At 41.7% G+C, this 19,997-nt stretch carries 14 protein-coding genes; 11 read left to right on the top strand and 3 right to left on the bottom strand.

Translation table 11 applies throughout. From position 1 onward, the window contains the following. Nucleotides 1-1,411: 1,411 nt before the first annotated feature. The 11 genes from gshB (at nucleotide 1,412) to hemW (ending at nucleotide 14,291) form a co-directional block, all read left to right on the top strand. On the top strand, nucleotides 1,412-2,365 hold the full coding sequence (gene gshB / locus C3B55_RS00435) for a glutathione synthase (protein ID WP_129210478.1): 954 nt from the start codon (nucleotides 1,412-1,414) through the stop codon (nucleotides 2,363-2,365). Nucleotides 2,366-3,099: 734 nt separating this feature from the next. Then, nucleotides 3,100-3,669, top strand: a complete 570-nt coding sequence (locus C3B55_RS00430; protein ID WP_129211857.1) for a YqgE/AlgH family protein — start codon at nucleotides 3,100-3,102, stop codon at nucleotides 3,667-3,669. Further along, the gene (gene ruvX, locus C3B55_RS00425; RefSeq protein WP_129210476.1) at nucleotides 3,669-4,094 is read left to right on the top strand and encodes a Holliday junction resolvase RuvX; all 426 of its coding nucleotides are present in this window, start codon (nucleotides 3,669-3,671) and stop codon (nucleotides 4,092-4,094) included. Before C3B55_RS00430 ends, ruvX begins: the two co-directional genes overlap by 1 nt. A gap of 619 nt (nucleotides 4,095-4,713) precedes the next feature. Further along, complete coding sequence (locus C3B55_RS00420) at nucleotides 4,714-5,718, top strand: aspartate carbamoyltransferase catalytic subunit (protein ID WP_129210474.1); 1,005 nt, start codon at nucleotides 4,714-4,716, stop codon at nucleotides 5,716-5,718. Next, complete coding sequence (locus C3B55_RS00415; RefSeq protein ID WP_129210472.1) at nucleotides 5,715-6,986, top strand: dihydroorotase; 1,272 nt, start codon at nucleotides 5,715-5,717, stop codon at nucleotides 6,984-6,986. Before C3B55_RS00420 ends, C3B55_RS00415 begins: the two co-directional genes overlap by 4 nt. Before the next feature lie 1,297 nt (nucleotides 6,987-8,283). Further along, a complete protein-coding gene (locus C3B55_RS00410) occupies nucleotides 8,284-8,961 on the top strand; it encodes a YggS family pyridoxal phosphate-dependent enzyme (protein WP_129210470.1) in 678 nt (225 codons plus the stop codon). Between the two features lie 38 nt (nucleotides 8,962-8,999). Further along, nucleotides 9,000-9,794, top strand: a complete 795-nt coding sequence (gene proC, locus C3B55_RS00405; RefSeq protein WP_129210468.1) for a pyrroline-5-carboxylate reductase — start codon at nucleotides 9,000-9,002, stop codon at nucleotides 9,792-9,794. A gap of 37 nt (nucleotides 9,795-9,831) precedes the next feature. Beyond that, nucleotides 9,832-10,419, top strand: coding sequence for a YggT family protein (locus C3B55_RS00400; RefSeq protein WP_129210466.1), 588 nt, complete (start codon nucleotides 9,832-9,834; stop codon nucleotides 10,417-10,419). A gap of 132 nt (nucleotides 10,420-10,551) precedes the next feature. Further along, complete coding sequence (metX, locus tag C3B55_RS00395; protein ID WP_129210464.1) at nucleotides 10,552-11,694, top strand: homoserine O-succinyltransferase MetX; 1,143 nt, start codon at nucleotides 10,552-10,554, stop codon at nucleotides 11,692-11,694. 23 nt (nucleotides 11,695-11,717) lie between these two features. Then, nucleotides 11,718-12,326, top strand: a complete 609-nt coding sequence (gene metW / locus C3B55_RS00390) for a methionine biosynthesis protein MetW (RefSeq protein ID WP_129210462.1) — start codon at nucleotides 11,718-11,720, stop codon at nucleotides 12,324-12,326. Nucleotides 12,327-13,088: 762 nt separating this feature from the next. Continuing rightward, a complete protein-coding gene (gene hemW, locus C3B55_RS00385) occupies nucleotides 13,089-14,291 on the top strand; it encodes a radical SAM family heme chaperone HemW (RefSeq protein WP_129211855.1) in 1,203 nt (400 codons plus the stop codon). 263 nt (nucleotides 14,292-14,554) lie between these two features. Here the strand turns inward: hemW and trmB are convergent, their stop codons facing one another. The 3 genes from trmB to ftsY all read right to left on the bottom strand — a co-directional run bounded on the left by trmB (nucleotide 14,555) and on the right by ftsY (nucleotide 19,802). Beyond that, the gene (trmB, locus tag C3B55_RS00380) at nucleotides 14,555-15,280 is read right to left on the bottom strand and encodes a tRNA (guanosine(46)-N7)-methyltransferase TrmB (protein ID WP_129210460.1); all 726 of its coding nucleotides are present in this window, start codon (nucleotides 15,278-15,280) and stop codon (nucleotides 14,555-14,557) included. Between the two features lie 1,193 nt (nucleotides 15,281-16,473). Beyond that, nucleotides 16,474-17,328 (bottom strand): RNA polymerase sigma factor RpoH, encoded by an 855-nt coding sequence (gene rpoH / locus C3B55_RS00375; RefSeq protein ID WP_129210458.1) that lies wholly within the window; start codon nucleotides 17,326-17,328, stop codon nucleotides 16,474-16,476. 1,307 nt (nucleotides 17,329-18,635) lie between these two features. Further along, nucleotides 18,636-19,802 carry a signal recognition particle-docking protein FtsY gene (ftsY, locus tag C3B55_RS00370; RefSeq protein ID WP_129210456.1) on the bottom strand — a complete coding sequence of 389 codons (1,167 nt, stop codon included), beginning with the start codon at nucleotides 19,800-19,802 and terminating at the stop codon, nucleotides 18,636-18,638. Nucleotides 19,803-19,997: the final 195 nt, after the last annotated feature.

Here is a 19,997-nt window from a genome sequence, read left to right as displayed (position 1 = left end):
ATGCAAACAGGTGCCATGACTGTCTTAAAAAAGTTTGCAACAAACTGTCTGTATTACTCGCAAAATAGGTACCTCGAATAATTGTAACGAAGTTTTGATAATTGTACTCAGCCAGGCCGTAAATACACTTTAAATAGCCATGCTATTTTATTAATCGCGTAAATAGTAGCAATAACTATGTTTTATTTGTCATATATAGACTATGATGTTGAGGTCTGCAAAATTAGCGAATAACAGCACGATGCATACATTAGTGTGATAAAAAACAATATCTATACAACCATGACAGTCCATATAAGACTGTACTCAACTACCAATAACTGCCGTTACTTGCGTACCTTAGACACTTTCAAGCCACAGGCATACTAATATTTATCGCTAGCAAAAAGCAACTACGCATATTTAGCCACGAGCACAAATGTTAGATTTATTTATTATGGTAACCCATACTATATGTTGCTTGCTGGCTTTTTGGATAGCTTGCGCATACATCTTGAAACCATTAAGACCTGATAATTAATTTGCTTATCAACTTTATATAATGCAGTTTTTTATTTGATCAGAGCTACAGAACCTAGCCACGCTATTTTAGCCTTATATGACCTTTAAAACTTTATGACAGTGCTGAAATTGCGCTACCAGTAAATTTATATATTCAAATCAACAATCGTTGAAGGCGGATGAGGATGCTATAGTTTATTCAGCTGCATCAGTATTTATTGCGTTAATCTATAAATAGCTATTCATAAAACGTTATTAACGTACTTATTTTGCTCTAGCAAAGACATCATTACAGGCTTTTAAGTTGCACCTATATAGTTTTTTGCTGAATATTTAGTTATAATCTTATTAACCCAAACAACATACTTCTAAGCTTGATCGCACAAGTCTCTTTGGTGGAAGAGTAGAGAGTATGATCACCATAATCAAGCTAAAACGCCTAGTCAGATTTTACTAGTATACAGATTTTTTATATCTAAACGTAAAATTATACATTGATAAAAATAATAATCTAGCTAGCAGCTATACAGATTCGTAGCTATTAAAACTATCAGTTGTCTAGATTATAAATCGCACCTCAATGCCTTACAATAGCATTGTAGCAGCGCATTAGATCAATTTCGAGTTATTAATTGCTATCATTCTGAAGGCGTCAAAAAACACTATCCAGTGTTTACTTTGAGATAGTTACAACAGATTAGTTTTCGGTGTATATCGCATAATATTACGTCAGGATAAGCGCTGAATTCTTGGAATTCAATAGCTGCTGCTCAGTGGCAATATTTTTAGCATAGTTTCCTGACACAACCTATATGGCAAATAATTAAGTATTTTTTCGTAACTTGCGATAGCAATAACGTGGCCATTATACCATTTTATGGTGCGCTCTAATTTAACAGAGGACATATATATGAACGTTCGCGGCGGTATTGTTATGGATCCTATCGCTCATATTACTTACAACAAAGACAGTTCGCTAGCTATACTTTTAGCTGCTCAATCCAGCGGATGGACTCTGTTCTATATGGAGCAACGCGATCTTTACTATGGCGATGGTGAAGTCCGCGCACGTATGCGCCAACTACAGGTATTTCCTAACCATGAGAAATGGTTTGAGCTCGATAACGAAATCGACAGCCGGTTAAGCGATTTTGACGTGATCTTAATGCGCAAGGATCCTCCATTTAATATGGAGTTTATTTATTCTACCTACTTACTAGAGCAGGCTGAGCGCGTAGGCGTGTTGATCGTCAACAAGCCTCAAAGCTTGCGCGACTATAATGAAAAACTATTCGTTACATTTTTTCCACAATGTGCGCCACCGACTGTAGTCAGTCGCCACCCTGATGTGCTGCGTAAGTTCGCCTCAAATCATAGTGATGTGATCCTTAAACCACTAGATGGTATGGGCGGTACTTCAATCTTCCGTCATCGTGCAGGAGATCCAAACCTATCAGTGATCTTAGAAACTATGACTGCCCTAGGTACCCAGCAGATCATGGGGCAGACTTATCTACCAGCAATCAAAGACGGCGATAAACGCATCTTGATGATCGACGGCGAGCCTGTAGATTACTTTTTAGCGCGTATTCCAGCAGCTGGTGAAACCCGTGGCAATCTAGCAGCTGGCGGTCATGGCGAAGCTCGAATATTGTCGGACAAGGATCGTTGGATTGCATCTCAAGTAGGGCCAACCTTACGCGAAAAAGGCTTGCTATTCGTAGGACTAGATATTATTGGTGAGCATCTAACTGAAATCAACGTTACTAACCCTACTTGCATTCGCGAAATTGACAACGCATTTGATATAAACATTAGTGAAATGCTAATAGAAACGATTGAACGCAAGCTACAAACCAAGTGAAATAGAACAGCTAGACAAAAACTAATATTACGTTACCATGCATCACCTATAAAATGCGTAATTTTAATTTTTTTGTAGTGATGCTACAAGATTGACATGCCCTACGGATTCTTCCATAGCAGCGTGCTACTGGCTGAGCGACTCAAAGTTACTCTGTTTTTTAGCATCACTAACCTACCTAGTATTACTGTTACTATTTAGCCCAAGCTTCACATAAATCAAATCAATACAAATCACTAAAACCTACAACTCACTATTGTTATATTCAGGAATCAAAGAACCACACCACAAAAAAGATCGATGCCTCGCAAAGAAGAATAAGTAAAACAGTAAAAACAGTGATTAATACTATTAATCTGACTCCCACTCCATAGCAAAAACTATAAATCACTATTACGCTGACACATAAGACAGAAGCAAGAAGCCAGCAGATCTATAGCAAATAATGCTCACTGGTATCAATTAATCGCGACGGTATAAGTTAGATACAGCAAAAATGCTTGAGCATTACATATAAGCCGCTGCATAAATAGATATACTCAGCGCATCGCGTATCTAGGCTGCGCTGTTCACACTTTTTACCTGTAACCTGAATAATATAGACCGTCTGGAAATCATCAGCACATTGAAATTTATCAGGAGCGAAAACAAGCTATCGAACAATTGATAACAATTGTCGTCTGGAGCACAGCCACCGCTTGTTAGTTTATTCCTCCAGGACCACACTAATGGACATGAAAAATGCTAGTTCTACATACCTTAAACACCAATTCCTAATCGCTATGCCACATATGACAGACCCTAATTTTACACAGACCTTAACCTATGTCGTTGAGCACACAACTAATGGTGCCATGGGGCTAGTAGTAAATCGCCCACAAGAGCTAAGCTTAGCTGATATCCTTGAACAATTGCGCCCAGAGATTGATCCGCCAATCAGTTGCCAAAACGTGCCGATCTATATTGGCGGACCAGTGCAAGTTGATCGTGGCTTTGTATTACACCTGACCGGACCCAAGTTCCAGGCTACAATCGACCTTGAAGATATGTCGCTGTCTACTTCCCAAGATGTGTTGTTCGCCATCGCCGATGGCGTTGGGCCTAAACAAAGCGTAATCACTATTGGCTACGCTGGTTGGGAAGCCGGGCAACTAGAAGATGAACTGGCTAGTAATATCTGGCTAACATGTCCATTCGATGCCGACATCCTGTTCAACACTGCTAGTGAGCTGCGCCTAAAAGCGGCCGCAGCTAAGCTGGGGGTTGACCTCAGTCTGCTAACTAACCAGGCAGGGCATGCTTAATGTCTTTACGCCTAATCCTTGGTTTTGACTACGGCACTAAAAAGATCGGTGTAGCTATCGGCCAGTTAATTACTGGCCAAGCCAGAGAACTATGCACATTGAAAGCCAAGAACGGTACACCAGAGTGGAATAAGGTAGAGGCTTTGATAAAGGAGTGGAAGCCAGATGCGATCATAGTCGGTCTACCTTTAAACATGGACGGCACTCATGGCGACATGTGCCTGCGCGCGGCAAAATTTGCACGCCGTCTAAGTAGACGCTACAGCTTGCCTTTTTATACCTATGACGAACGCTTAACTACTGTCGAGGCTAAATTCGAACGTCACAACCGTAGCGGGCAAATAGGCAACTACCGTAACGATCCAGTAGACGCTATCGCCGCAACCTTACTATTACAAGGTTGGTTGAATGACAAACTACTTTAGTTGAAATCTAAATAAAGTGGCTTGCTACGTATTTTTACGTTTTAGCCAAAACTTTAATTATTGTAAAATCTTGAAAGAGTCATCATGAGCTAGCTAAATCCAAGTAAATCGATAAGCCATACAGTAATTCGCCTCAATATACATCTGCAATACCGTACTAGTCAGTACGGCACATTTTATCGGCATCTGCACTAACTATGTGTACGGACAGCACAGGCATTATCGAAAAATTTAGCAATAACTTTCTTCTAGAGCGTACTATAATAGTTGCGTTATCGTAACTACTTAAGCAAAAAAGACCTGTACCCACGAGTGCAGCCATCAGAGCTACCGTTCAAGGTAAACAGCAAATATCTGTGTGCCGATCAACGATTATTGACAAGCAACCTCACTATTTGCACCACCTTAAACTAGTTGCTCAGCTAAGGCTACTTGACCAAAGTAACTTAGTGTGCCTAATAAGCTTTAAGCTATAGAATAGCTAATGAGTCTTAATGTGGTTAATAACAATCCTATCTTTAGAAACCACACTAACGCGTAAACTACTACATGATACGCTACACAAGTTTGAACTACAAATCTTGCCCTTTTAACTATATTGTAAAGAGTTAACCATAGGATGATACCGCTAAATGCTAAGTGTCAGCTGCAACTGAATGCTCATGGCCAGTTGCAACATTTCTTGTCTATAGATGGCTTACCAAGGCGACTGCTCACTGAAATCCTAGAAACTGCCAATTCGTTCCTTGAAGTCGGTGGTATGGCAGTAAAAAACATTCCACTGCTAAACGGCAAAACTATCTGTAACGTATTCTTTGAGAACTCAACGCGCACCCGTACCACATTTGAAATAGCAGCCCGTCGGCTGTCTGCCGACGTGATCACATTAAACATGTCTACCTCATCAGCAAGCAAAGGCGAAACTTTGCTCGATACACTGCGTAACCTACAAGCTATGGCTACTGATATGTTTGTGGTGCGCCACAGCCACTCTGGCGCTGCACATTTTATCGCTGAGCATATATACCCGCAGGTATCAATTATCAACGGCGGTGATGGCCAACACGCCCACCCAACCCAAAGCATGCTAGACATGCTTACTATTCGTCGACACAAAGGTGATTTTGAAAACATCTCAGTAGCTATTGTTGGCGACATATTACACTCGCGTGTAGCACGCTCAAATATGCTAGCTCTGAAAACCCTAGGCTGCCCAGATATCCGCGTAATTGCGCCCAAAACTCTGCTACCGATCGGCATCGGGCAATATGGTGTAAAGATCTACACCAATATGAATCAAGGCCTCCAGGATGTAGACGTAGTAATTATGCTGCGTCTACAGCGCGAACGTATGGCGGCAGGCTTGCTGCCAAGCGAAGGTGAGTTCTATCAAATATTCGGCTTGACTACTGCGAGTTTAGCAAGTGCTAAACCTAATGCAATAGTGATGCACCCTGGCCCTATCAACCGTGGTGTAGAAATTGAGTCGACACTAGCTGATGGCCCGCAGTCGGTAATTTTAAACCAAGTCACTTACGGCACTGCTGTTCGCATGGCCGTACTTTATATGGCTATGCAAGGACAAACTATACACTGTCAATTACAGCAGGAGAACACCCATTGAGGCGTAGCATTATTGGCGCTCGCGTTATTGATCCGGCTAGCGGCCTAGATCAAATCACTGACCTTTATATAGAGGCCGGTAAGATAATCTCTATTGGTGCTGCCCCAACTGGTTTTAGCGCGATTGAAAGCTACCAAGCCCAAGGACTAGTAGCCGCGCCAGGCCTAGTAGACATAAACGTCGCCTTACGCGAACCAGGTTACAGCCACAAAGGCAACATCACTAGCGAAACCCGCGCTGCTGCAGCTGGTGGCGTGACCAGCCTATGCTGTCCGCCAAATACCAAGCCTGTGATAGATACGTCAGCCATAACTAAGCTGATCCTAGACCGCGCCCGCGAAGTCGGCAACTGCAAGGTCTTTCCTATTGGTGCTCTTAGCAAAGACTTAAAAGGTGAACAACTAGCCGAGTTGATAACTCTACGTGACGCTGGCTGCATAGCTTTTGGCGGTGGTTTAGAAAATTTCTGTAGTACCCGCACATTGCGTTATGCTCTAGAATATGCAGCTACCTTTGATTTAACGGTAATCTTACACTCACAAGACCGTGATCTGGCTGAAGGTGGTCTGGCCCATGAAGGAACAGTAGCTAGCTTTCTTGGCTTACCCGGCATTCCAGAAACTGCTGAGACTGTAGCTCTAACTCGTAATCTATTACTCGTAGAGCAAAGTGGCGTACGTGCGCACTTCAGCCAATTAACAAGCGCACGTGGCGTAGCATTAATAGCGCAAGCGCAGGCTTGCGGCCTTCCAGTAACAGCGGATGTGGCACTGTACCAGCTGATTCTAACGGATGAAGCGCTGATTAACTTTTCTAGTTTGTATTATGTGCAGCCGCCACTGCGCACTAGCGCAGACCGTGATGAATTGCGTGCGGCAGTAAAGTCTGGCGTAGTTTCAGCCATCTCCAGCCACCACCAGCCACACGAACGCGACGCTAAGCTAGCACCATTTGGCGCTACAGAGCCAGGCATCAGCAGCGTGGAGCTATTGCTGCCATTAGCGCTAACGCTAGTGAAAGAAGGCCTTCTTGACCTGCCAACGCTGTTAGCACGCCTCAGCACTGGCCCGGCAGAAGCGCTACGCTTACCAGCTGGTAAGCTGACGATAGGTTCAGCAGCAGATCTAGTACTATTTGATCCAACGAGCTTTACTGTTGCTGGAAGGCGATGGTTATCCAGTGGCACAAACTGCCCGTTTATCAGCCATAACCTACCAGCTACAGTTCGTTGTACCTTGGTGGATGGGCAGATTAGCTACCAGACTTAAGAGATCATTGATCTACTTTAAACGCGATCAGTGCTGGAGAAAACTTACTTAATCAACGCACAACTGCATACAATTGGCTTATTTAATTTAAATTACCTAGTCACTTAAGATACTTAAGTATCTATATTAGAAGTGAATTTAACCCCCACAACCACAATACAATTATCATATTTAGATATCTGCGAGTATTTACGCCAACACTATATACCACCTTCACTGACAGCCACTCCTTGCTACCCAATGTCAGCAAACTTATATGCTAGGCTTTTATTACTGACGCCACGCTAGCCCAAATCACTAAGATCATCTGCGCCACTTTTATTTACACGAATATCAGTCATACTTAGCAGATACACCCAACATCAATTGAGCAAACAGTAATACTGCCTTGCTACTAATCTTCTCAACCAGTCACCTAGACAACACTAACCGTAATAACTCTGATGACAAAGCACGCATCCATAGTTTTTTCAATACCATAAACGCGTTTACTAACTACTCTAAAATGTTTACGACCTAAGATAGTTAACGTGTAAAGGCCAATACATACTAAAAGAACAAATATCTTATCTCAGTATCCATTAGTAGCAAGCGTATAGTTTCCAAGCCATACAACTAACCTGCCAGCATTATATTAGAAATGTAATATCATGCTAAACTTGGCACTGCTATAAAGCAGTCAGCATTGCTAGATACTGGGCGCGCACTGATCATGGTTATTTCAGACTGCAGCCTCATTTTGTACATTTAACCTCATCTTCCATGGTAAGAATGCGTTAGCGTCGATACTGGATTAGATAATCAATCATTATCGACCACTTTATCAATTTACTGGGCTTAGATGAAGAGGTCATGCTTAGACTACACAACAATTTGGCAATATACCAGAAGATTAAACTAAGGTCGAGAGTTTCATGGGCTTGTAATTTGGTCTAAACATGAATTGTTTAAAATGCAACACCTAAGCCGCAATCCTCATATTGAGATAAATTCCTCTAAAATAGTTATAAAGTAAGAAAGAACCAAGACACAATTTATTTAAAGAAATTTTTTTAAAAGCTTTTAATGCTGGTTACGCAAAAAGCTTAGTATATCTACAGCCTATGTTTACGAGAGTAACGACGTATGTTATGACCATATCTAGCTATTAATATACAATATTAGAGCTAAGTGAATCGATAAATGCAAGTCATAACTCTCTAGTTTACGATAGCCGTTAGCAGGCTAGCTAAATCTATAAAGCGCTCAATTTTTAGTAGAATTACCTTAGACCTTAATATTCACGAGTATATTTTATATGTCAACAATAGCAAACAACATTAGCCAGATTAGTAAGCGGATCCGAGCTGCGGCTCAAGCAGTGCAACGTGACGCCTGTAGCATTCACTTGCTTGCTGTTAGCAAAACCAAACCTTCACAGGCCGTGCGTGAGGCATATGCTGCTGGGATGCAAGATTTTGGAGAGAACTACCTACAGGAAGCTTTAAGTAAACAGGCTGAATTAACCGACCTGCCATTGAATTGGCACTTCATAGGCCCTATTCAATCGAATAAGACTCGTGCGATCGCTAAAAATTTCGCTTGGGTACATTCCGTAGACCGCCTAAAAATTGCGCAACGCTTGTCTGAGCAACGCCCAGCTGACCTGCCTCCACTTAATATCTGTATTCAAGCCAACATCAGTGGAGAAACCAGCAAATCTGGCTGTACACCTGACCAGTTAGTACTAGCTAGCGCTATTAGCGCTTTACCGCGCCTCAAACTGCGTGGCCTAATGGTAATACCTAAGCAGACTAAAGATCGCGCCGCACAAGATGCAGCATTCACAACATTAAGAGACCTGCAGTCTAGCCTAAAACTACCGCTAGATACACTTTCTATGGGTATGAGTCATGACCTGGAGTCGGCCATCTCCAAAGGAGCTACATGGATACGGGTAGGTACCGCTCTATTTGGCGCCAGAGATTATGGCTAGTCATAAAATGACTGATTTTCTCTGAAAAGGAATCTGTTATGAGCAACACGCGCATTGCCTTTATAGGTGCTGGTAACATGGCAGCTAGTTTGATCGGTGGCTTACGGGATAAAAGCTTAGAGATCATACAAATTAGCGCCCGTGAAAGTGCTAAGTACAATATCAACACATTTGCCGATATCACTGAAAAGATCAGCGAAGTTGACATAATTGTGCTGGCGGTAAAACCGCAAGCCATGCAGGCCATATGCAAAAAACTGCGCCCCAACCTACAACCACATCAACTGGTAGTATCAATTGCTGCTAGTATCACTTGTGCTAGCATGAAAACCTGGCTCGGTGCTGCACAACCGATAGTACGCTGCATGCCTAATACGCCAGCGCTGCTACACAAAGGCGTAAGCGGTTTATATGCTACCCCTGAAGTCGTAGCTAAACAGCGAAATCAGGCTCAAGAGTTGTTGTCCGCCGTAGGCGTCGTGGTTTGGCTGAAGCAGGAGCAACAACTAGACGCAGTTACCGCTTTATCAGGTAGCGGTCCGGCATATTTTTTCCTGTTAATCGAAGCGATGATCACTACTGGTGTAAAACTAGGCCTGCCCTACGAAGTAACTAAGCTATTGGTTGAACAAACTGCTCTAGGCGCTGCAAGCATGGTCATCGATAGTGATGTAGATACTACTGAATTACGACGTCGGGTAACTTCACCTGGTGGCACTACGCAAGCTGCTCTAGAATTGTTACAGGCTGGAAATTTTGAGATCTTAGTGGAAAAAGCACTGATTGCCGCAGCACATCGTTCGGCTGAATTAGCTAAGCAACTCGGCAAATAGCTGTCTTCAATGTCACCCTATTAAATAGGAAGCAAATATGCTCGGAATTAATGACGCTGCCATTTTCATCACTCAAACTATAGGTAGCCTATATTTACTAATCGTACTGATGCGTTTTATTTTGCAACTAGTACGAGCAAACTTCTATAACCCACTATGCCAATTCATAGTTAAGGCCACCCAGCCGCTGCTAAAACCACTACGTAACGTGACGCCAAACTTATTTGGTCTAGACATGTCGTCTCTATTGTTGGCTTTGCTGCTGCAGATCGTGCTGTTTGTAGTGATTATGATGCTTCATGGCTACCAGGCCTTCACTGTATTGTTATTGCCATGGGGGCTAATCGGCATATTCTCACTATTCCTAAAAATTATTTTCTGGTCGATGATTATTAGCGTAATCCTTTCATGGGTCACTCCAGACAGTCGCAGTACTGGCGCTGAGCTAGTAACACAGATCACAGAGCCAGTGCTAGCACCATTTCGTCGCTTGATCCCAAACCTGAGCGGTATCGATATCTCGCCAATATTCGTATTTATAGTGATGCAGCTATTACAAAGCTGGGTAATTCCGCGCCTAGCATATTATGCATTGATGCCTAAAGAGCTATTTGGCCTAATCTAATGTGCAATATATAATTAATGATCTAGATCATACAGGGAAGCTAGCTTCCCTGTATTTTGTATCTACACTATTACTTGCTGCTATGGTTACCGCTCTTTAAACTTACACTTCATTTAAATGAGAGCACGGTCGATGCCAACTGCCTTCCCCCCAGATTCTGTTGGACTAGTTGCGCCAAAAGTGGCGCACTTCAGTGAACCGCTAGCTTTAGCCTGTGGCCGTTCGCTGCCTAATTATGACTTAATCTATGAGACCTACGGTCAACTGAACGCCATGGTGAGCAACGCTGTACTAATCAGTCACGCGCTGTCCGGTCATCATCACGCCGCAGGCTTTCACAGTATCTATGAGCGTAAACCAGGTTGGTGGGACAGTTGTATTGGCCCTGGTAAGCCTATTGACACCAACAAGTTTTTTGTAGTAAGCCTAAACAACCTTGGCGGCTGTAATGGTTCTACTGGCCCAAGCAGTCTCAACCCTGCAACTGGTAAACCATTCGGTGCTGACTTCCCAGTGCTGACTGTGGAAGACTGGGTACATAGCCAGGCACGACTGGCCAATCTACTAGGCATTGCCCAATGGGCAGCAGTGATAGGCGGAAGCCTTGGCGGCATGCAGGCATTGCAGTGGACTATTTCTTACCCGGATCGCGTGCGCCATTGTTTAGCAATTGCATCAGCTCCAAAACTATCAGCACAAAATATCGCTTTTAACGAAGTAGCACGCCAAGCTATTCTCACTGACCCAGAGTTTCACGGCGGTTTCTTCCAAGAAGCTGGCGTAATCCCCAAGCGCGGCTTAATGCTAGCGCGAATGGTTGGGCATATTACTTACCTGTCCGATAACTCCATGGGCGAAAAATTTGGCCGTGGTCTCAAGAACGAGAAGCTTAACTACGACTTCCATAGCGTTGAATTCCAAGTAGAAAGCTATCTGCGTTATCAAAGCGAAGAGTTTTCTGGACGTTTCGACGCCAATACCTATCTATTGATGACTAAAGCTTTAGACTACTTCGACCCAGCAGCAAGCTATGACAATGATCTAGCGAAAACCTTTGAACAAACAACAGCTAAGTTCTGTGTAATGTCGTTTACCACTGACTGGCGTTTTTCTCCGGCCCGCTCACGTGAGCTAGTAGACGCATTGATGGCTGCCCGCAAAGACGTCTGCTACCTAGAGATTGATGCACCGCAAGGCCACGATGCTTTTCTGATTGCAATCCCGCGCTACTTACAGGCTTTTAGCAACTACATGAACTGTATAACGCTTATATGAAGCATGTATACGTAGGAAAAAACATGAGGGCAGACCTAGAAATTATCCAAGACTGGATCCCGTCAGACAGCCGTATTCTTGACCTTGGCTGCGGTGATGGCGAACTGCTAAGTTGGCTACGAGACAATAAGCACGTCACTGGCTATGGACTAGAGAATGATCCGGACAATATTGCCAAATGTATCACAAAGGGCGTCAACGTAATTGAGCAGGATCTAGATAAGGGTCTAATTAATTTTACCAGTAATAGCTTTGATATTGTAGTCATGACACAAGCCCTACAAGCTGTACACTACCCTGACCGCATTCTTGACGAAATGCTGCGTGTTGGCCGCCAGTGCATTATTACTTTTCCTAATTTTGGCCATTGGCGTTGCCGTTGGTACTTAGCTACTAAAGGCTGTATGCCGGTCTCGGACTTCTTGCCATATACGTGGTACAACACGCCAAACATCCACTTCTGTACCTTCGAAGACTTCGAAACATTATGTAGCAAGCGTAAAGCTAAGGTAATAAATCGTCTTGCAGTAGATCAACAACACCATCACGGCTGGGCAAGTAAACTATGGCCAAACCTACTAGGTGAAATCGGTATTTACCACGTCAGCAGTCCTGGTCTAACAGACCATTAAACTGATGTTTAACCGTCTTCAGGCAAAATATATGAGCTTCTTTAGATATTTTACTCATCATGTGCCTTGGCCTTTATAACCATGGCAACAGACGCTACCTATGGCACTACTAGAATTTTGTCTGATGGTGTCATAGGTATATTGAAATACCTTACTTCTTAGAAAGTTGCTCAACAAATCTGGATCATGCATAGCCACAAAACCTGACATACTTAAAAAACTACAAATCATGCTTAATAAATATATATAACTACACTGAATCAGTAAGACCAGCTAGATTAGACTGGAAATACCAACCTGTTATTTGTCGAAAATACGACCTCTAAAGCACATCCATGCTGCGCTTATCTATAACCTTGCTAGTTAAAACAGATAGCCATAGTTAAACTAGAGATTATTTTAGCGACCATGGCTTAGCATTTACTTTAGCGCAAGACAACTAATAGTAAAGATGATGCAGTTGGCTGCACTACGCTATGTGGTAATCTCAAAGACGTGCCAAATGCTTGACGTAGGACACGGTTTGCCTGTTTATATAGACTAAGTGTATTATACCGATGACTATTCACCAATCATATACTAAAACTTGTAGCGCTAATGTATTTTACATATAGCAATTAGCAGATAAGGTTTTGGCGATGCTTTATTATTTTGAATACTGTAACACAGTATTTCTAATGTCGAACTTAGCCATACTAGCAAGTACTAGACTAATCGCCATGCCAGTGTAATGTATTTACTACGCAAATGCCTAAAATCAAAATGACCAAGAACACTGCTTCGCAACCAATTGCCAGCGGTGGCATAAAAATGCCCTGGGCAGCTTTACCGCTCCTACCGCCACTAGCACTGTACATCCATATTCCGTGGTGCGTACGCAAATGCCCTTATTGTGACTTTAACTCCCACACTGCTCACAATGTCCTGCCGCAAGAAGAGTATGTAAATGCTTTGCTAGATGATTTTGCTCAAGATCTCAATACGGTGTACAATCGTAAGCTAACCTCGATTTTTTTTGGTGGCGGTACACCGAGCCTATTTAGCGCTGCTGCGCTGAGTTATATACTCAAGAATATCGAGGCCCATATCCAATTTGCCGATGAAATTGAAATCACATTGGAAGTTAATCCAAGTACTGTGGAACAAGAGAATTTTGTGTCTTACCGCAAGCTAGGAATTAATCGCCTATCTATCGGTATCCAAAGCTTCCAAAAAAACAAGCTTCAGGCCTTAGGCCGCATACATGATGCGGATGAAGCTCTACGCGCTGTTAATATGGCACACAAAGCCGGGTTTAATAACTTCAATCTAGACTTAATATACGGCTTACCTGGTCAGTCCTTGGGCGATGCCCTGAGAGACTTACGCCAGGCCATTATCCTGAAGCCAACGCACTTATCGTGGTACCAGCTAACTATAGAACCCAACACTATATTCTGGAGTCAACCACCTACTCTACCAGAAGAAAATACTCTGTGGGAGATTCAGAAAGCCGGCCAATCATTACTTGCTAAGAATGGTTATACGCAGTACGAAGTGTCGGCATATGCACAATCAGGCTACCAAGCACAACACAACCTAAATTACTGGAACTTTGGTGACTTTATTGGCATCGGCGCTGGCGCACACAGCAAGCTTAGTCATCCAGATGGGCGTATTGTACGTACGTGGAAAACACGAATGCCGAATGACTACATGAATCTGGATAAAACTTTCCAAGCCGGAACAAAAGAACTAACTAAAGAAGAACTTCCATTTGAGTTCCTAATGAACGCTTTGAGACTAACTGAAGGCGTTGATGCCAACCTCTATACACAACGTACTAACCTTGACCTAGATAGCCTAAACAAAGGCCGTAGTCAAGCAGAATACAGTGGCTTAATGCAGATTAAACCGTCACAACTAGCAGCGACTAACCGCGGACAACTATTTCTTAATGACCTACTGCAAAAATTTTTAAACTAAATACCTATGGAAACTAAACAAACTTTATGCTAGATTTTGCTGTTGTATCTAGCGATAGCAATAGCAATATATTAAAAATATCCATAGCTTGATCAGATACTGATCTGATGTAATTTAGCGCTTAGATAGATTAATGGTTGTAAAATAAAGAACAGTTATAACGCATTTATAATGCACTATGCATGCTATAAATAGCACGATATAACCTAAGACCTATAGCGATTGCAGCGTTGATTTGTATTACGTCGTAGATCATACGAAAGCTAAGTCAGTTTCTCGAACTTAAAATCCCAAATTTTATGCCCTAATCGTTCGCCGCGACACTCAAACCTAGTGATCGGACGATCAACCGGGCGCGGCACACATCTACCAGATTCTGCTAGGTTATGATAACCAGGCGCGATATCCATCACTTTTAGCATATATTCGGCATACGGTTTCCAATCGGTAGCCATGTGCAAAATACCGTTCACCTTAAGCTTAGTGCGCACCAGTTCAGCAAAGGAAGCTTGGACAATGCGACGTTTATAGTGACGAGATTTATGCCATGGATCCGGGAAAAATAGCATTAAGTGATCGAGACTATTATCGACAATACAACGGTTGAGCACTTCAATCGCATCGCAGTTATACACCCGTAGATTAGTTAGGCCCTGGGTTAATATACCATTAAGCAATGCACCGACACCTGGGCGATACACTTCAACACCGATAAAGTCCTGTTCCGGAGCGGATGCCGCCATTTTTAGCAAGGATTGGCCCATGCCAAAACCAATTTCTAGTGAGCGCTGGGCCAAACGACCAAATATCTGGTCGTAGTCTACTGGTGAGTTAGCCAATGGCAATACAAATAATGGCGTACCCTGCTCAAGACCATTTTGCTGTCCTTTAGTCATACGACCAGCACGCATTACAAAGCTTTTGATACGGCGGTATCTAGCTTCGTTACCTTTTTTTACCGTGTACAATATTTCATTTGATTTAATCATTAATTATTATTACTTAATTATGACATCCAACAATAACAAAGCACTAGCAGACGGGTTTTTCAATATGCACCCGACAAAACATTGTAAATAGTATACAGCAATTATGTATTTTATGACTGTAGTTTATTAAATTGACTACTGAGAATATGTGATAATCGAGTTAATCAGCACCTAGATTTTAGTTTTTTAAAGAATATCTCTAAATTGCATAAGTTGCAGGATACCTAAATTAAAGTAAATCAGACAAACAGTTTGTCTTACTATAATACAGTCAATTTAAGTTCATTAGCTGGCTATAATCAGGTTATAGCTAGTAAGAGTAACACTATTATATCAAGGCTTTCCTTAACTAAAATTTAGCAATTTTGAATGGTTTGATCACGTTTAGTTTTCTGGCTTGATCATCAATAATAACTTCTAGCGATAACTAGAAAAGTTTTTCTATATTGCGATATCTGCCGATTATGAATAATAAATGAGGTGTAGTGAGTAGTACGTACTGTGTTATGACAAAGAGATTGTCTATATAAATAATGCTTATAAGTAATTGTCAAACTATGTTGAGACCTTACCGGAGTCTGCAAATAGTCATTTTGTGCATACAGGTCTGCTAGTTGTAGACAATAATCTACACTATTTAGCCTAATTATTTTAATGAGAGTAACACTCAAAGCACTGGTTATGCTGAACGACATCTAGCTTCAGCTAAATGACGACGTAACATTTAGTTAAATCTAAACTATTAAGCATGTCTACAACAGCTCTACCTGCAACAACTTAAATAATTAGCTATTAAACTAAATAGCATACTTATAGCTCACTATCGTTTTACTGATCTGTACTGTAACTAGATTAGCGTTGCTGAGCTATAACTACCTAAGTGCACTAATCGATTATAAAGTAGTTCAACCTAGTCAACATACGCCTCATAGCACTAATGCGTATGTTGACTGACAAACTGATACGGTTCTTTAATATTCTATTTTTTTATTTTATCAAATAGTAGCTTTTCCTGTATATTAGGCGTGCAGCAAGGGCCATCCAACTGCGTTGACATGACAAAATTTAGCATGTATCAGCAGTTAAGCTAGCTGCGTCGATCAAATCCAGTGATTTTAAATTTTTTTAACTCCAATAAAAAAATAGAATAACTAGCCTTCCAATCAAAGCATTTTTTGTCTTGTTATAGCATTCTAGGCAGCTATTGATAACTTAAGTTTATTCATCGCGCTTTTCTCAAGTTGACGAATTCGTTCGGCAGACACATTATACTTCTGCGCTAGATCATGTAGAGTTGCTTTTTCCTCTGCCAGCCAGCGCTGACAAAGGATATCACGACTGCGGTCATCCAGTGCTTTTAGCGCTGCGTGTAGATTTTGATTTGAATTATCACTCCAATCAGCGTCTTCTAGTTGGCGCGCCGGATCATAACGGTGGTCTTCCAGGTAATTAACCGGTGATTGGAATGCATTATCATCGTCTGCTTCAGCGGCAGGGTCAAAAGCCATGTCATGGCCAGTCAGGCGGCTTTCCATCTCACGTACTTCATGCGTTTCAACGCCTAAACTTTCGGCCATGCGATGGACTTCCTCATTACTTAGCCAAGCTAAGCGTTTTTTTTGGCCGCGCAGGTTGAAGAATAGTTTGCGCTGAGCCTTGGTGGTAGCGACTTTGACAATGCGCCAATTGCGCAAGATAAACTCGTGAATCTCTGCCTTAATCCAGTGCACAGCAAAAGACACTAAGCGCACGCCCATTTCAGGGTTAAAACGCTTTACGGCCTTCATTAGGCCTACATTACCTTCCTGTATCAAATCAGCCTGGGCTAAGCCATAACCGCTATAACTACGAGCAATGTGTACGACAAAACGAAGATGGGCAAGAACTATCTGTCTGGCAGCCCCTAAATCCTGCTCATAGTAAAAACTCTCAGCCAGTTCACGCTCTTTCTCTGGAGTCAATAGTGAAATGCTATTAACTGTGTGCAGATATGCTTCCAGGTTTGCACCAGGAACTAAAGCATGGGCAGGTTGCAGAGAAGTGATCATACAAAAAACCTCCGACTCACATAACTAATTCAGTTCAAAACTACGAAAATTAACCTAAAACCTATGACGATTTTTCTAAATTATCAATACGGTCAATATAAACGAACCCACATTCATATAAACATTCATTGCTTCGGTAATAGCTCAAATAAATAAAAGGCCACCGTAATCTAAGCATCTACATGACCCAATACAACAGCCATACACAACAATTTTTAAACCATCAACAACAAAAAACAGCTTTAGAAAAAATTTCTAATACACAAAACTATAAAACACGCCAATATACATGAAGCAACGCATACAGCTGTCTATACCATGGACCAATTCAATTGATTCTATCTCAATATGCCGATATTCAATATAAATGCGAATAGTATGATTTATCACTAAATTAATACAAATACTAATTTTATCGTCAGTTCACATTTTGTTTGTTATACCTTTTTTAGTATGTATGCAAGTTTTTATCGTATAATCTCAAAGTCATGTTTAGCGAATTTATTCAGTACCACTAACTTTTATCAAACAAAGAGCTCTATGGGTAATCCTCTAAGTACCTCACTAGAGCTGAATAATTACTATAAATACTTAGGTAGTTTGATCTATGCTGATACGCTCAACATCCAGATACAGCCAGTAAAAATCTTTATTTTATCTAGCAATCTTTCACTCTTTTTTACCTAGTATTTGAAAAGCTAATTACAAGGAAATCTGCACTGCGCACCGCTAACTCCACCAGCATTCAAAATTATCAAAAAAACTTATACCACCACGTCAGTATACAGATAAAAGCAGCCGATCATCTGCTTTGCAGGTGACTAATATCTTGAGACAAGCCTTATAATCTTGAACATCAGACGTATATCGAAGTAATCAATAAACAAGATCACTATAGTATAAGGTAAGTCTTGTTCGACAGCTCTATGTATTCAATAGCCAAAAACCAAATTGATGCGTTAGATAGTTTGAGTCTGAGACAAACTAAAAAATCTATCATGGCAAGGCGATTTTATTAGGCACAATGCGATAACATGATAATTAAGAGTGCCGGAACAATACGATCTAGAAGCCTAAGAACAGAATTTATGCATTGCTAATAGCATTGAAATATCTAGCCTGCTATTAGCAACTTGCCGATAGCTTAACATACTCATTGCCTAGCAAAAGTAGTAAAGCGAAAAAACTTACTTCCACTAGCGTTAGAATACTTAATTATAAAGAAATTCGATGCGATGCACTAGGAAGTGCAGCTTATAAGAACCTTATATACACGTTAGTGTCGGCGTTTACTGACTAATTCAAATCTAATCATAAACACTTCGCTCGGCGAAAAGCGCTTGCATAAATGGTTCAGCTTCAAAGGTGCATAGATCGTCTATGCCTTCACCGACACCAATATAACGAATTGGTAACCCAAACTGTTTAGCCAGGGCGAAAATTACACCACCCTTGGCCGTACCATCGAGCTTAGTTAAAACTAAGCCAGTTAGCTTTATGATCTGATTGAATTGTTTAGTTTGACTGATAGAATTCTGACCGACGCCAGCATCAAGCACTAGCAACACTTCGTGCGGGGCTTCTGCCTCAAGCTTACCAACTACACGTCGTACCTTTTTCAGCTCTTCCATCAGATTATTTTTTGTATGCAGACGACCAGCAGTGTCAGCAATCAATACGTCTATGCTGCACGTCTTAGCGGTCTTCATAGCATCAAAAATCACAGACGCGGGGTCGGAGCCAGTATGCTTGGCGATGACTGGAATTTTGTTACGCTCTCCCCAGACCTGCAACTGCTCAGCGGCTGCAGCACGAAAGGTATCGCCAGCAACTAGCATGACTTTTTTGCCTTCAAGCTGCAGTTTTTTTGCCAGTTTGCCAATTGTTGTAGTTTTACCGACACCATTAACTCCAACCACTAAAATCACGAATGGCTTCTTTGACGTGATCATCAGCGGTGCTTCTACTAACTTGAGAATAGAAACCATCTCAGACTGCAGTGATTTGTAGAGCGCATCAGTATCAGACAGTTTCTTGTGTGCAACTTTTGTTTTCAGATTATTGATGAGTACAGCAGTAGTTTCAACACCAACATCTGCGGTGAGAAGACGGGTTTCTATACTCTCCAAAAGCTCGTCATCAATAATTGTCTCGCCCAGAAATAGACTAGCTATACCTGCGCCGATTCTGTCGCTAGTTTTACTCAGACTTTGTTTTAGGTTAGCGAACAACCCAGTTTTGCTAATTTTAGCACGCGTGGTGACAGCCTTTGATGTAGCTGCTGACTCTTCATCTGTCAGCAACTTTAGCAATGACTTATGCTCGGATTCTGTAACAGCTTCTGCAGTCGGTTTAAGCTGAATTTGTGGCTGCTCGACGACGCTTCCCTGTGGTTTGTTGCGCAACCATCTGAATAATCTTTTGTTTGTACCAACTACAGCTGAATCTTTCTTATCACCATCAAAGCTAAACATAGAAAAGGGCTCTCCAAAAGTAGAGATGCGCCAGAACGCCTCAGTAAATAAATTTATTACAGAATAAACGACTGTAACATGCGCTTGTTTATACGAAGCGTATCATAAAATATAGATAAAGGCCTCAACAAATTGTTTTGATAAGGATTGAAGTGATCAAATCAGCAAAAGCTAGCAATAGTATGATGCTTAGCT

Source organism: Candidatus Pseudomonas adelgestsugas (assembly GCF_004124255.1).
Taxonomy (GTDB): domain Bacteria; phylum Pseudomonadota; class Gammaproteobacteria; order Pseudomonadales; family Pseudomonadaceae; genus Aquipseudomonas; species Aquipseudomonas adelgestsugas.
This window is presented reverse-complemented; position numbering and strand designations above follow the sequence as displayed.

What these genes read in the sequence shown, in the direction of transcription:
- gshB (WP_129210478.1), top strand. Translation starts at nt 1,412, where the DNA reads ATGAACGTTCGCGGCGGTATTGTTATGGATCCTATCGCTCATATTACT.
- C3B55_RS00430 (WP_129211857.1), top strand. Translation starts at nt 3,100, where the DNA reads ATGAAAAATGCTAGTTCTACATACCTTAAACACCAATTCCTAATCGCT.
- ruvX (WP_129210476.1), top strand. Translation starts at nt 3,669, where the DNA reads ATGTCTTTACGCCTAATCCTTGGTTTTGACTACGGCACTAAAAAGATC.
- C3B55_RS00420 (WP_129210474.1), top strand. Translation starts at nt 4,714, where the DNA reads ATGATACCGCTAAATGCTAAGTGTCAGCTGCAACTGAATGCTCATGGC.
- C3B55_RS00410 (WP_129210470.1), top strand. Translation starts at nt 8,284, where the DNA reads ATGTCAACAATAGCAAACAACATTAGCCAGATTAGTAAGCGGATCCGA.
- proC (WP_129210468.1), top strand. Translation starts at nt 9,000, where the DNA reads ATGAGCAACACGCGCATTGCCTTTATAGGTGCTGGTAACATGGCAGCT.
- C3B55_RS00400 (WP_129210466.1), top strand. Translation starts at nt 9,832, where the DNA reads ATGCTCGGAATTAATGACGCTGCCATTTTCATCACTCAAACTATAGGT.
- metX (WP_129210464.1), top strand. Translation starts at nt 10,552, where the DNA reads ATGCCAACTGCCTTCCCCCCAGATTCTGTTGGACTAGTTGCGCCAAAA.
- metW (WP_129210462.1), top strand. Translation starts at nt 11,718, where the DNA reads ATGAGGGCAGACCTAGAAATTATCCAAGACTGGATCCCGTCAGACAGC.
- hemW (WP_129211855.1), top strand. Translation starts at nt 13,089, where the DNA reads ATGACCAAGAACACTGCTTCGCAACCAATTGCCAGCGGTGGCATAAAA.
- trmB (WP_129210460.1), bottom strand. Translation starts at nt 15,280, where the DNA reads ATGATTAAATCAAATGAAATATTGTACACGGTAAAAAAAGGTAACGAA.
- rpoH (WP_129210458.1), bottom strand. Translation starts at nt 17,328, where the DNA reads ATGATCACTTCTCTGCAACCTGCCCATGCTTTAGTTCCTGGTGCAAAC.
- ftsY (WP_129210456.1), bottom strand. Translation starts at nt 19,802, where the DNA reads ATGTTTAGCTTTGATGGTGATAAGAAAGATTCAGCTGTAGTTGGTACA.